Annotated in this window: 11 protein-coding genes and 1 pseudogene; 6 read left to right on the top strand and 6 right to left on the bottom strand. The window is 72.9% G+C overall.

All coding sequences use genetic code 11. The annotated features are described in order from the left end of the window. Window positions 1–2: 2 nt before the first annotated feature. Window positions 3–1,256, bottom strand: coding sequence for an NRAMP family divalent metal transporter (locus BDW27_RS16725; protein WP_110050102.1), 1,254 nt, complete (start codon window positions 1,254–1,256; stop codon window positions 3–5). Between the two features lie 183 nt (window positions 1,257–1,439). On the opposite strand from BDW27_RS16725, the gene BDW27_RS16720 reads away from it, so the two are divergent. Together BDW27_RS16720 and BDW27_RS16715 are read left to right on the top strand one after the other, a co-directional pair. Further along, window positions 1,440–2,162 carry a GntR family transcriptional regulator gene (locus tag BDW27_RS16720; RefSeq protein WP_110050100.1) on the top strand — a complete coding sequence of 241 codons (723 nt, stop codon included), beginning with the start codon at window positions 1,440–1,442 and terminating at the stop codon, window positions 2,160–2,162. A 67-nt stretch (window positions 2,163–2,229) separates the two neighbouring features. Further along, window positions 2,230–3,015: an aminotransferase class IV family protein gene (locus tag BDW27_RS16715; protein WP_110050098.1), complete on the top strand. Its 786-nt coding sequence runs from the start codon at window positions 2,230–2,232 to the stop codon at window positions 3,013–3,015. Here BDW27_RS16715 and BDW27_RS16710 read toward each other — a convergent pair. The 3 genes from BDW27_RS16710 to BDW27_RS16700 form a co-directional block, all read right to left on the bottom strand. Further along, entirely contained in the window at window positions 3,012–5,138 is a 2,127-nt protein-coding gene (locus tag BDW27_RS16710) for an MMPL family transporter (RefSeq protein ID WP_110050097.1), read from the bottom strand. The genes BDW27_RS16715 and BDW27_RS16710 overlap by 4 nt on opposite strands. Window positions 5,139–5,278: 140 nt before the next feature. After that, window positions 5,279–6,766, bottom strand: a complete 1,488-nt coding sequence (locus BDW27_RS16705) for an SDR family oxidoreductase (RefSeq protein ID WP_110050095.1) — start codon at window positions 6,764–6,766, stop codon at window positions 5,279–5,281. After that, on the bottom strand, window positions 6,763–7,377 hold the full coding sequence (locus BDW27_RS16700; RefSeq protein ID WP_110050093.1) for a DUF4383 domain-containing protein: 615 nt from the start codon (window positions 7,375–7,377) through the stop codon (window positions 6,763–6,765). Before BDW27_RS16700 ends, BDW27_RS16705 begins: the two co-directional genes overlap by 4 nt. Window positions 7,378–7,470: 93 nt before the next feature. On the opposite strand from BDW27_RS16700, the pseudogene BDW27_RS27820 reads away from it, so the two are divergent. Next, a pseudogene (locus BDW27_RS27820) lies at window positions 7,471–7,623 on the top strand (MerR family DNA-binding transcriptional regulator); the annotation flags it as partial. Window positions 7,624–7,757: 134 nt separating this feature from the next. Then, a complete protein-coding gene (locus BDW27_RS27815) occupies window positions 7,758–7,985 on the top strand; it encodes a hypothetical protein (RefSeq protein WP_233515790.1) in 228 nt (75 codons plus the stop codon). Window positions 7,986–8,104: 119 nt separating this feature from the next. Here the strand turns inward: BDW27_RS27815 and BDW27_RS16690 are convergent, their stop codons facing one another. Then, window positions 8,105–9,373, bottom strand: coding sequence for a lycopene cyclase family protein (locus BDW27_RS16690; RefSeq protein ID WP_110050179.1), 1,269 nt, complete (start codon window positions 9,371–9,373; stop codon window positions 8,105–8,107). A gap of 64 nt (window positions 9,374–9,437) precedes the next feature. Between BDW27_RS16690 and BDW27_RS16685 the strand changes: the two genes are divergently transcribed. Both BDW27_RS16685 and BDW27_RS16680 read left to right on the top strand, forming a co-directional pair. Then, a complete protein-coding gene (locus BDW27_RS16685; protein WP_110050090.1) occupies window positions 9,438–10,172 on the top strand; it encodes a class I SAM-dependent methyltransferase in 735 nt (244 codons plus the stop codon). Continuing rightward, entirely contained in the window at window positions 10,169–11,743 is a 1,575-nt protein-coding gene (locus tag BDW27_RS16680; RefSeq protein WP_110050089.1) for an FAD-dependent oxidoreductase, read from the top strand. The genes BDW27_RS16685 and BDW27_RS16680 overlap by 4 nt, the downstream gene beginning before the upstream one ends. Here BDW27_RS16680 and BDW27_RS16675 read toward each other — a convergent pair. Beyond that, window positions 11,707–12,714: a DUF5914 domain-containing protein gene (locus BDW27_RS16675; protein ID WP_110050087.1), complete on the bottom strand. Its 1,008-nt coding sequence runs from the start codon at window positions 12,712–12,714 to the stop codon at window positions 11,707–11,709. The two genes, BDW27_RS16680 and BDW27_RS16675, sit on opposite strands and share 37 nt — an antisense overlap. Window positions 12,715–12,727 lie beyond the last annotated feature (13 nt).

Below are 12,727 nucleotides of genomic sequence, written 5' to 3'. Positions count from 1 at the left end.
TGCTACTGCCAGAGCGCGGCGATGCCGCCCAGGGCGTTGACCGCCATGTAGACGGTGAGCAGCCAGGCGGCGACACCGATGACCAGCAGCCAGCGCGGGTAGCGGTAGCCGTCGAGCAGGGTCTTCGAGTGGCGGGCGGCCACCCACAGGAGAAGGCCGAGCCCGACCGGCAGGATGACGCCGTTGAGGGCGCCCGCCATGACCAGCAGGGTTCCCGGCGCCTGCCCGGAGAGCAGGTAGATCGCCAGGGAGATGCCGATGAAGCCGGTGACCAGCTTGCCCTTGTGCCGCTCCAGCCACGGCGAGAACGTGGTGACGAAGGAGATGGAGGTGTAGGAGGCGCCGATCACGGAGCTGACGGCGGCCGCCCACATGATCATGCCGAACAGTCGCATGCCGACCTCTCCGGCGGCCTGGTAGAAGGCCTCAGCGGAGGGGTTGGGCGCGTCCATGATGGCGACGCCTCCGGCGACCACGCCCAGGATGGCGAGGAAGAGGAGGACGCGCATCAGACCGGTGACGATGATGCCGGTGACGGAGGTCTGGGTAATGGCGGCGATGTTCTCGCGGCCGCCCATACCGTTCTCGATGAGTCGGTGGGCGCCCGCGTAGGTGATGTAGCCGCCCACGGTGCCGCCGATGATGGTGATGGTGGCGAGGAAGAGGTCGCTGCTGGCCGCCTCGGGCAGGACCGACTGGCGCAGGGCGTCACCCACGGGCGGGCTGGACACGAGGGCCACGTAGGCGGTGAGAGCGATCATCATGACGCCGAGGACCACGAGGATGCGGTCCAGGGCAACGCCGAGCCGCTTGACGGCCAGGATGACGATGGCGACGAGAGCGGAGATCGCGGCACCGACGCGCGGGTCGAGCCCGATCATGGCGTCGAGGCCCAGGCCGGTACCGGCGATGTTGCCGACGTTGAAGATCAGGCCGCCGAAGACGATGAGGACGGCGAGCAGGTAACCAGCCCCCGGAAGGACCTTGTTGGCCAGATCCTGGGCGCGCATGTTGGAGACGCCGATGACGCGCCAGATGTTCAGCTGCACGGCGATGTCGACCAGGATCGACACGAGGATCGCGAAGGCGAACGCGGCGCCGAGCTGGGCCGTGAAGGTCGTGGTCTGGGTGATGAACCCGGGACCGATGGCGCTGGTGGCCATCAGGAACATGGCTCCGAGGAGACTGCTGCTCAGAGTGACTCTGCCCAGCCTCGGACGCACCTTCTGCTGCGGTGCGGGGGGCATTTCGCCCATGGCTGACTCTCCAGGTGTCCGGGAGGGTTGTGACGCCAACCTCATTGTTGGATTGTTGAACAATACTGCAATCCCGCACCTCAAGTAAGGCGCGGATAAGTAAAATCGCGAACCCCCGGTACGTAACATTGGTGGGACCACCCCGTCTCCGGTGTGGGCGCACGAGACAGGCGGAGGGCTCACGTGACGGCGGCAGAGGACCACATCGACCGGTTGCCCGCACCCGCTCTGGCTCGGCCGACCAGTCAGGCGGAGCGCGTCGCCGACCTCCTCCGCACCTTCGTCATCGACGGCGAGCTGGCCCCCGGCGTGCGTCTGTCCGAGGAGAAGCTCAGCCGCAAGTACGAGGTCTCCCGCAACACCCTGCGCGAGGCCTTCCGACTCCTGAGCCACGAACGCCTGCTCGTGCACCACATGCACCGCGGGGTGTTCGTCAGCCGCCCCACCAGCGACGACGTCCGCGACTTGTTCAATGCGCGCCGGTCCCTGGAACTTCCCGCCGTGCGAGGGGCCGCCCAGGCCCCCGCCGACCTGGTGCGGGCCGTGGGTACCGCCGTCGACGAGGGCGAGCGGGCTCGGGCCCGGGAGGACTGGTGGCGGATGGGCAGCGCGAACATGCGCTTCCACGAGGCGCTCGCGGCCCTGGCGAGGAGCGCCCGGGTCAACGAGTTCATGCGCCAGGTCCTGGCCGAGACCCGTCTGGTCTTCCACGTGATGGCGGCGCCCCGCGAGTTCCACGATCCCTACCTCAAGTGGAACCGGCGCATCCACCTGGCGCTGGCCGACGGCAACGCCGACACCGCCGCCACCGAACTCGGGGCGTACCTGGACACCTCCGAGGAGCAGTTGGTGACCGCGTTCACCGAGATGGAGGCGGGGTCCCGGAGCCCGAATCCGCAGGCCTGAGAGCGGCGCGCGGAGCTGCGGGAACCACCCCTGCCAGAGGTCCCGAAGTGCCAGAATGGGCCCCGTAATGGAACTGAACGGACGCCCCGTCAGCACGGGAGAACTCTCAGGCCTCGCCCTGTACGGCTACGGGCACTTCACGACCATGCTCGTCACCGACCTGCGGGTGCGCGGACTCGACCTGCACATGGAACGGCTCACGCGGGACTGTGCGGCTCTCTTCGGCGCCGAACTCGACATCCCGCGCGTCCGTGAACTCGCCCGCCGCTCCGCCCGCGCCCACCCCTCGCCGTGCGTGGTGCGGGTGACCGTCCACGACCCGGAGCTCGACCTGGGCCGCCCCGCCGCGCGGGCCATGCCCCAGATCCTGGTCTCCACGCGCCCCGCGCCGGCGTCCGTCCCGCCACCGGTCCACCTCGGTACGCGCGAGTTCTCCCGGGACGCCCCGACGATCAAGGGCACCGGGCTGTTCGGGGTGATCCGGCAGCGGCGTGCCGCCCAGTTGGACGGAATGGACGACGCCCTCTTCATGGGGGTGGACGGCCGCGTCTCCGAGGGCCCGACCTGGAACATCGGCTTCCTGGACGGCGAGGGGCTGGTCTGGCCCCAGGCACCCTGCTTGGAGGGGGTGACGGCCCGCCTGGTCGACCGGGTCGCCGGGGCGCTCGGGGTCCCGGTCTCCACCCGCCCCCTGGCCGTCGTCGCGGCCACCAGGATGGACGGGGCCTTCGTCACCAACGCCGCCACCGGGGTGCGTCCGGTGGCCTCGATCGACGGAGTCGCCCTGCCCCGGCCCGGGCTTTCCGAAAGGATCGCCCGGGCCTACCAGGAGCTGCCCGGCGACCCGCTCTAGCGGGTCCGGGCCGCACGGCCCGGCCACCACAGGCGCGGGCCCACGTCGAGGGAGAGGGCGGGCACGAGCAGCGTCCGCACCAGCAGGGCGTCCACCAGCACACCGAAGGCGACCAGGAAGGCCAGCTGCAACAGGAACAGCAGCGGGATCACGGCCAGCGCGGCGAAGGTGGCCGCCAACACCACCCCGGCCGAGGTGATCACCCCGCCGGTCACCGTGAGCGCCCGCAGGACCCCCTCCCGGTGCCCGTGCGCGAGGGTCTCCTCACGTGCGCGGGACATCAGGAAGATGCTGTAGTCGATCCCCAGCGCCACCAGGAAGACGAAGGCGAAGAGCGGCACGACCGGGTCGGCCCCCGGTAGCCCGAGGACGTGGTCGAACACCAGGGTGCCCACGCCCAGGGCGGCGGCGAACGAGAGCACGTTGGCCGCCATCAGGAGCAGCGGCGCCACCAGCGACCGCAGCAGCGGGATCAGCACCAGGAAGACCACCAGCGTCACCAGTGGGACGACCACCACGAAGTCCCGCTGCGCGGTCTCCAGGGTGTCGAGGTCGGTGGCGCTCACCCCGCCCACCAGCGCGTCGGCCCCCTCGACCGTGTCCAGTTCCACGCGCAGGTCGCGGACGGCCTCCACCGCCTCCGGTGACTCCGGGTCGGCGGACAGCACCACCTCGACCAGGACCCGGCCCTCCTCCACCAGGGGCGCGGCCTCCGCGCCGGGCGGACCGGGTTCGGTGACCGGGGCCGCCTCCTCCACCTGTGGGATCCGCTCGGCCGCGGCGACCACCTCGTCCAAGCGGCTCTCCTTTGCTACCACGAGGGCGGGCGCGGCGCTGGAGTCGGCTCCGAATCCCCGGGTCAGAGTCTCCTGTCCGTCCACGGCCTCGACCTCGGTGCGGAAGACCTCCGCCTGGCCGGTGCCCTGCGCACTGAACTGCGGCGCGAACACGGCCGCCGCGAGCAGCAGGGCGGCGGTGCCCAGCCAGTAGGCTCGCGGGCGGCGGGAGACCGTGGCGGCGATCCGCCCCCAGAACGGGTGCTGGCGCAGGACCTCGTCGGTGGTGTTCCCGGACTCCTCGCGGGTGCGGTGCGGGGCGCTGGGCCAGAAGGCGGCGCGACCGCACAGCGCGAGGGCGGCGGGGAGGAAGGTCATGGCGGCGAGCATCGCGGCGGCCACCCCCAGGGCGACGACCGGGCCGAGGCTGCGGGTGGAGGCGAGGTCTGCGGCGAGCAGGCAGAGTACGCCGAGGATCACGGTTCCGCCGGAGGCCAGGACCGGGCCGGTGACCCCCCGGACCGCGGCGAGCACCGCGTCGGGCACCCGCTCCCGGGCGGCCAGCTCCTCGCGGTAGCGGGCGACCAGCAGCAGCGCGTAGTCGGTGCAGGCGCCCACGACGAGGATGAACAGGATGCCCTGGCTCTGGCCGTTGAGGCTGACCAGCCCGGCGTCGGCCGCCGCGTAGACCAGCGCTCCCGACAGCCCGAGGGCCAGGAGCGAGGCGAGGATCACCAGGACCGGCAGCAGCGGCGACCGGTAGACCGCCACCAGGATGACCAGGACCGCGACGACAGCCACGACGAGCAGGGTGGAGTCGATGCCGCCGAAGGCCGCCACGAGGTCGGCCGCGTAGCCCGCGGGCCCGGTGACCTGGGCCTGGACCCCGTCCGGGGAGTGGTCGGCCAGGAGTCCCCGGAGTTCGGTCACGGAGTCGCCGGTGTCGTTCTCCGAGCCGATCGGCACGATCAGCTGGGCTACGGAGGGGTCCTCGGTGCCGGGCACGGGACCCACGACCGCGCCGGAGACCCACGGCTGGTCCCCGATCCGCTCCCCGAGGGCGCCCACGTCGGTGAGCTGGGTCTCGGTGAGCTCCTGGTCGGCGGACAGGACCACGATCGCCGGGACGGTGTCGCCGCGGTCGAACTCCTCGGCCAGCTCACCGGCCTCGGTGGACTCGGCCCCGACCGGCAGGAAGGCGCCGGGGTCGTTGGTCTGCACCTCGCCGAGTCGGCCGAGGAAGGCGCCGAGCGGGCCCGCTCCGAGCAGCCACACCAAGCTGACCAGGAGAGCGGCGCCGACCCACCAACGGGATCGTCTGGCCGGGGGTTCGTGTCGTGTCGGCAACGTGGGAAGTCCTTCCGGGCCCGCGTCCAGTGGACGCGCGGCCCCAACTTGTCCAAATGACTCGGAAACCGAGCCTCTCGGATTCCTAGCTAATTCTTCCCACAAGGTAGCGCACCCCGGCGGTCCTCCTCCATCGGGGCTCAGGTCCCGGACGTCACCTCGGCCTCGTCCTCCGCGCGGGCCGCGATGTTGCTCGCCATCGAGCCGAAGACGATTCCGTGGAAGGGCGTGACCGCCTTCCAGTACAGGTGGCCGGCGAGCCCCCTCGGATGGAACAGGGCACGCTGGCAGTAGACCGTGCGCCCCTCCAGGCGCGCCACACGCAGTTCCAGCCAGGCGGGGCCGGGCAGGCGCATCTCCGCGCGCAATCGCAGCAGTTCACCGGGGACGATCTCCTCCACTCGCCAGAAGTCCAGGGAGTCGCCCACCCGCAGGCGTTCGGGGTCGCGTCGCCCGCGCCGGGGCCCCACCCCGCCCACGGCGAGGTCGATCCATCCCCTGGCCGCCCAGGCCAGCGGCCACGAGTACCAGCCGCGATCGCCCCCGATGCCCTCGATCACCCGCCACAGGCTCTCCGGGGATCCGTCCACGTACCGGGCCCGCCGGTCCGTGTACAGGCTGCCTCCGGCCCAGTCGGGGTCGGTGGGCAACGGGTCGGAGGGGGCGCTGGGCCAGGCCGCGGAGGACCAGCGCGTGTCCACGCGGTCCTCGTCGATCCGCCGCAGCGCCAGGCGCACCGCCTCGTCGAACCCGATCCGCCGTTCGTCCGGCAGCTCGCGCGCCAGGTCGTTCTCCGCCATCACCGCGTCGTGCCGCAACGACTCCACCAGCGGCCGGGCCACGGAAGGCGGCACCGGCGTGATGAGGCCGACCCACAGGCTCGACAGCCCCGGGGACAGCACGGGAACCGGGACGATCAGCCTCTTGGCCAGCCCCGCCACGGCGGCGAACCGTTGGATCATCTCGGCGTAGCTGAGCACCTCCGGACCGCCGATGTCGAAGGTGCGGTTGGTCCCGTCGGGGAGCTCGTCCGCGCGCACCAGCAGCCGGAGCACGTCCCGCACGGCGATCGGCTGCACCCGGCTGCGCACCCACCGGGGCGTGGTCATCGCTGGGAGCCGTTCCGTCAGGTGGCGGAGCATCTCGAAGGACGCCGACCCCGACCCCAGGATGACGGCGGCCCTCAGCACCACCGCGGGCACCTGCGCCTCCAGGAGGATGCGCCCGACCTCCTCCCGGGAGGCCATGTGCTCCGACAGTTCCGTGCCCTCCGGGGCCAGGCCCCCGAGGTAGACGATCCGGCCCGTCCCGGCCCGCCCGGCCGCCTCCGCGAAGCGCCGCGCCCCTTCGGCGTCGGTACGCACGAAGTCGCTGCCGCCGCTCATGGAGTGCACCAGGTAGTAGGCCACGTCAGCGCCGGACAGCGCCTCGGCCAACCCCTCACCCGAGACCACGTCGCCCCGGACCACCTCCACCCGGTCGCGCCACGGTTGGTCGCGCAGCTTCTCGGGCGTGCGGGCCAGACAGCGGACCCGGTACCCGGCGTCCAGGAGTTGGGGGACGAGCCGTCCGCCGATGTAGCCGCTGGCCCCGGTCACCAGGGCCAGCCGTCCCTTGGGCGCGCTCATCCTCGACGCTCCTCGGGGCTGTCCTCGCGTTCGCGCGCGGATCGCGGACCGGGCACTCCGTGGGCGGTGCCTTCGTCGGCCGAGGCACCGGCCGCGCCCTCCGCGCTCTGACGCGGGCGCTCGGCGTCCACACCGTCCTCGCCGGTCCCCTCGCCCGGGTGCCGGTACCGCCGGAACGGGTTGTCCGCCGGAAGGTTCCCGGTGAACCGGCCGTACATACCGAAGGTGATCAGGACCAGACCCACCACGTAACTGAAGATCACGTTGGGGACGCTGAAGGCCAGGATGTTGAAGTCGGTGCTCATCAGGATCAGGTTCACCAGGCCGCTGACCAGGAAGGCCCCACCGACCGTGACGCACACCGTCGACGCGAACTTGCCGCCCAGGATCGCCGCGCCCACCAGAAGCGAGCCGAACGCGATGGACAGGAAGCTGAGCGCGCCGTTCGTGGACAGCCCCGCGACCACCTCACCCCGCGTGTCGAACAGCGGAAGTCTGATCATCATGCCCGCGCTGCCGAAGCCCACCAGGACCAGTCCGGTGAGCCCGGCCCCGATCCGGTAGACGTGATCCAACCGCCGGTCCGCCCGGCGCGTGGTGTCCAGATCCATGTCGTCGCCCCTTTCGGTGCTCTCAGGCTCCAGAGTCAGAGGTCAGCGGCCCGCGTCAGAAGTCGCACCGCTTGTGCAACGTGCTGGGGTGCCATGACCGACGCCCTCGCCCCGGGCGCCGCGGCCCGGCTCCTCGGGGTCGCGTTGTCCGCCCTGCGCAGCTGGGACCGGCGTTACGGGATCGGTCCGCGTGTGCGCGGTCCGGGCGGGCACCGGCGGTACTCACCCACCGACACCGCCCGTCTCCTCGAACGGTGCCGCCAGGTCGGCGAGGGTGTCCCCTCCGCCGAGGCCGCGCGGCGGATCGACTCCACGATCCGCACCGAACCGTCCCGGAGCCGCGTGCCGCCTCCCCGGGCGGCCCCGTTTCCCTGTCTACGGTGGCCGTACCCGCGGGCGGGCACGAACACACCCCGACGCCCCAGGGCCCGGCCCGGGCCGCCATGCGCATGGACCCGGATCTGGTCGACCATCTTCTCCAGACCGCAGTGGAACGCAACGGGACCGTCGCCCCCGGGAGGACCTGGCGGTGCCCCTGCTGTACGGCATGGGGCCGCCGCTGGGAGGCGACCCAGCGCTACGTGGAGGTGGAGCACCTGCTCTCGTAAAGCGTGTCCTCGGTGCTGCGCCGGGCGCCCGTGCCGCCGGTCCCGGCTGGCTCGATGCCGGGGAGGCCCTGCGGTTCGCGGACTGCACTCGGGTTCCCTGGCGGAGGGTCTGCGGATGCTCAGCGACTGACCCCCCGGGGCCGCCGGGCCGGGTTCCACCACTGGGCCGGGATCCCCCACCGGGCCGGGCTCCAGCGCGACGGGGCGGGGACCACCGAGCGCAACGTGTGCCAGAGGTGGTCGGCGGTGCTCAGGGACATCGCCCCGACCGGGGTGGTCAGCCCCATCGCGAACTCGCGCGCGGGAAGCGAGTCCCCGTCCAGGAAGGCGAGCACGTCTCCGAGCCGGTTGGCGGCGAAGAGCCGGGCGAAGAAGTCCGCTCCGGACACCCGGCCGCTGTCCAGGGCCCGCAGCATGACCGCGTCCATGGCCAGGTGCCGGGAGTGATGGGGTGCCGGTGGCACCGGAACGCGGCGCAGTTCCAGGGCCCGCGCGATCGCGGCGGTCTGACGGGCCGTACCACTGAAGGTGTATCCGGTCGAGGGACGCGTGGCGCCCCCGGCCGCGCCGATCCGGAACAGCCGCCGACCGATCCTGGCGGGCAGTCGCGCGTCGGTCATGGGGATGGCTCCCTGTTCGGACGCGGTGACCTCGAACCCGTGGAGCCCACTCATCTCGCAGTAGTCCGTGAGGGCCCGCTCGTACTGGTCGGTGGTGAGCGCGGCGCGGCCGAACTCGGTGTACTCGACCAGGGCCTCCCGGCCGGAGAGCGGAAGCACGTAGCCGAAGGCCACGCCGTGGCGGGGCTGGGGCGGGCGCAGGTCCATGAGCACGGCGGCGGAGGGGTCCAGGGTGTCCTCCGGCAGGCGGACGAACCATCCACGGAAGTGCTGGAGGAGGTGGGTGCGCCCTCCCCGGGGCGGACCGGGCGGGCGTGAGTCGAAGACCCAGCGGGCGGTGAGGTCCACCTGGTCCCCTCCGGGTGCGAGGGCCCGGACGGTGGCGTGCTCGGGACCGTCCTCCGTGTCGTGCGCGAGCAGCGGCAGGAACTCGACCCCGTCGCCCGCCGATGAGCGCACGTGCGCGTCCAGGTCGGCGGAGCGCAGCATCTTGTAGACGTAGGGCCCCGCCGAGGAACGGTGTTCCCCTCCGTCCGGGCCGATGACCGACAGGTCCGCCCACGATGCGGCGAGCAGGTGGTCCCAGCGCCCCGGGCCGGACTCCCAGTAGCACCAGGTCCGAGGGGGCGGGGTGTGCGGGCCGGAGGGAGGCTCCAGGACCGCCGTCCTCAGCGGCGGGTCGCGCCGATCGTTGATTTGCCCGATCCGATGAGCCAGGGTGAGCCCTGCGGCCCCCGCTCCGATGATCACTACGTCGTAGTCGGCCATCCCCCCAGCATGGCCCTTGCGGCGGTCGAAGTCCCTCGACCACCCCGACCATTCCGGAGGACCGATGACCACCTCGACCGAGCGGATGAAGACCGCCGCCGTCACCGAGGAGTTCGACCTCGCCGCGCCGGCCTACGACCGACTGGTCGCCTCCAGCCCCGGCTACCACCAGGACCTGCGCACGTCGGCGCGGCGCCTGTTCCTCCCGGGCCTGGGCGCGGACCGGGTTCTGGTCGACCTCGGCTGCGGCACGGGAGCCTCGACCGCCGCGCTGGCCCGCGAGTACCCGAGGGCCCGGATCGTCGGTGTGGACTCGTCCGAGGGCATGCTGCGCGAGGCGGCGGCCAAGGACTGGCCGAGCGGCGTCACCTTCCACCTGGCACGCGCCCAGGACCTCACCCCGGAGTGGGCGGAGGAGGTGCTCGGCGGGCCGGCCGACGCGGTGTTCGCCGCCTACCTGGTGCGCAACGTCCCCGACCCGGACACCTTCCTGGCGCGTGTGCGCGAGCTGCTGCGTCCGGGCGGCCGGCTGGCGCTGCACGAGTACTCCGTGGCGGACTCCGTCGCCGCCCGCGCGGTGTGGAGCGCCGTGTGCTGGGGCGTGGTGATCCCGGCGGGCCGGGCCCTGGCCGGTCGGGACGACCTGTTCCGGTACCTGTGGCGCAGCGTCCTGGACTTCGACGGCCGCGCCACCCTGCTGGAACGCATGCGGGCGGCCGGGCTGGGGTCGGTGGCCAGCGCGCCCATGCCGGGCTGGCGGTACGGCATCACGCACACCTTCGTGGGGGCCAGGCCGTGAACCCCGACGTCAACGACCCCCGAGCCGAGCGGATCCCCGCCCCCGCGCCACGTGGGCGGCGCCCGGAGAGCGCTCCCCGTGTCGCGGTGGTGGGCGGGGGCATCGCCGGACTGGCCGCCGCGTGCGGGCTGGCTGAGCGCGGATCGGAGGTGGTGGTGTTCGAGCGTGAGGACGGGCTCGGCGGACGCCTTCGCGGGTGGGACACCACCCTCGCCGACGGCAGCACGGCCACCATGAGCCGCGGATTCCACGCCTTCTTTCGCCAGTACTACAACCTGCGCGGACTGCTCCGGCGCGCGGACCCCGGCCTGGACTCGCTGGTCCCGCTGTCCGACTACCCGCTGGTGCACCGGTCCGGATCCCGTGACCGCTTCTCGAACCTTCCCACCACCCCGCCGTGGAACGCGTTCGCGCTGGCCGCGACGAGTCGGAGCTTCCCCGTCTCGGAACTGGCCGGTGTGAACGTCCCGGCGGTGCTCCAGCTCCTGGACGCGGACGTGCCCGGGGTGCACGAACGCCTGGGACACCGCAGCGCCCGGGAACTGCTGGAGGTGACCCGCTTCCCGCGCTCCGCCCGCCACCTGGCCTTCGAGGTCTTCAGCCGGAGCTTCTTCGCCGAGCCGGAGCGGCTCTCCGCCGCCGAGATGGCCGTCATGTTCCACGTCTACTTCCTCGGGTCCTCCGAGGGCCTGGTGTTCGACGTTCCGCGCTCGCCCTTCCCCCAGGCCCTGTGGAACCCCCTGGAGGGCTACCTGCGCCGGGCCGGGGTACGCTTCCGGACGGGGGTCGAGGTGGAGCGGGTCACTCCCGGGGAGCACCTGCCCCACGCGGTCACCTGGCGCGAGGGCGGGGATGACGACCGGGAGGAGTTCGACGCGGTGGTGCTGGCCGCCGATCCGCGCGGGCTGCGCGCCCTCGTGGCGGCCTCCCCCGGGCTCGGGACGGCCGCCTGGCGCGAACGGGTCGCGGGGATCGGGTCCGCGCCGCCGTTCCTGGTCTCCCGCTACTGGCTGGACCGCCCGGTCCGGCCGCACCGGCAGGCCTTCCTGGGCACCGCCGGGTATCCGACGCTTGACAACGTGAGCGTCCTGGACCGCTACGAGGACCAGGCGCGGGAGTGGGCCGCGCGCACCGGCGGCTCCGTGGTGGAGCTGCACGCCTACGCGCTGCCCGAGGACCACGATCCCGCCGCGGAGCGGAAGTCGCTGTGGGAGCAGGCGACGGCGGTCTACCCGGAGCTGGCGGCGGCGCGCGAGGTGGACGCGCGACACGAACTGCGCGCGGACTGCGCGCTCTTCCCGCCGGGCGGATACCGGGACCGCTGTGCGGTGACCACACCCGACCCCACCCTGGTGGTGGCGGGTGACCACGTCCGCGTCGACCTGCCGGTCGCGCTCATGGAGGGAGCCGCCACCACGGGGCTGAGCGCCGCGAACGCGCTGCTGTCGCACTGGGGAATGCCGGGGCACACGCTGTGGACCGTGCCCCGGCGGGGGCGCGACGCGGTCCTGCGCGGCCTGGCCCGGGTCGCCCGTCAGCCGGGCCAGCGACCGGAGGTCCGCAGCAGGTAGCGGCGCTCGGCGTAGGCGAGGTCGTCCTTCCACAGACGGCGCGCCACCAGCCGCATCGCGGGCCGCACCGCGCCCGCCACGCGCCGGGCCAGGGCGAAACCGGTGCGCCCGGAGGCCGCCACCGTCGCCTCGATCACGGCAGTGCGCGGCACCCCGTCGCGGTCGGTGCCGAGCGGGGTGGCGTGGGTCTCCACCACGCTGCCCGTCCCCTCCCCCTCGATGATGCGCATGACGACGGTGCGCGGTTCCGGGCAGGTGAACTCGGCCCGGACCGGCACGCCCCACCGGCCCGCCACCCGGAACCCCACGTCCGCGACCAGCCGGTCCGGGTCGGGGTCCGGCCCCTGCGGGACCTCGGTCACCCTCAGGCCGACGAACGAGTAGGGGTGGAACCACGAGCCGTGCCAGGGGTCGAGCCGGTTGGCGACCACGTCCTCGGGTTCGCAGCGTCCCGCCAGGCTCTCCACCGCCGCGATGCTCGTGTCCGCCCTCGGGCGCTCCGGGACGACGGGGGCCTCCGTCGGCTCCTCTCCTCCGCACTCGTCCAGGCGGACCCACACGAGCACGCCGTCGTCGTGCACCGGGTATGGGCTCCATCCGGGCATCCCCCCGGACTCCAGTGAGAGCCCGTGCCAGCGGCACACCAGACGCCCCTCCGCCACCGCTCCGCGGCACAGCGGCGCCCCCAGGTGGGGACAGGCACCGGGACCCGCGTGCGCGGTCCCGTCCGGGGTGCGCCAGGCGACGAGTTCGGTTCCGGACACCACCCGTCCGAACGGCCGGTCCGTGCGCACCTCGGAGCTGGCGGCCAGCACGAACCAGTTCCCGGAGGGGCGGGCGAGGGCCCGCTTGAGGGCTTGGCCGATGACGGAGGGCGAGGCCTCGCGCCAGGTCGGTTCCTGTCGCGCCCAGGTGCTCCTGGGCATGCGCCGCAGCGGCAGACGGCACGGCTCGGGGTCGGGCAGAGTCATGGGTGCCTCCTCA

It is taken from the genome of Nocardiopsis sp. L17-MgMaSL7, assembly GCF_003182025.1.
Taxonomy (GTDB): Bacteria; Actinomycetota; Actinomycetes; order Streptosporangiales; family Streptosporangiaceae; genus Nocardiopsis; species Nocardiopsis prasina.
Note: the sequence above shows the minus strand (reverse complement) of the source record. Positions and strands in the feature narration are given on the sequence as shown.

Coding starts and splice junctions, on each gene's coding strand:
- BDW27_RS16725 (WP_110050102.1), bottom strand. CDS start 1,256: ATGGGCGAAATGCCCCCCGCACCGCAGCAGAAGGTGCGTCCGAGGCTG.
- BDW27_RS16715 (WP_110050098.1), top strand. CDS start 2,230: ATGGAACTGAACGGACGCCCCGTCAGCACGGGAGAACTCTCAGGCCTC.
- BDW27_RS16705 (WP_110050095.1), bottom strand. CDS start 6,766: ATGAGCGCGCCCAAGGGACGGCTGGCCCTGGTGACCGGGGCCAGCGGC.
- BDW27_RS16700 (WP_110050093.1), bottom strand. CDS start 7,377: ATGGATCTGGACACCACGCGCCGGGCGGACCGGCGGTTGGATCACGTC.
- BDW27_RS16690 (WP_110050179.1), bottom strand. CDS start 9,373: ATGGCCGACTACGACGTAGTGATCATCGGAGCGGGGGCCGCAGGGCTC.
- BDW27_RS16685 (WP_110050090.1), top strand. CDS start 9,438: ATGACCACCTCGACCGAGCGGATGAAGACCGCCGCCGTCACCGAGGAG.
- BDW27_RS16675 (WP_110050087.1), bottom strand. CDS start 12,714: ATGACTCTGCCCGACCCCGAGCCGTGCCGTCTGCCGCTGCGGCGCATG.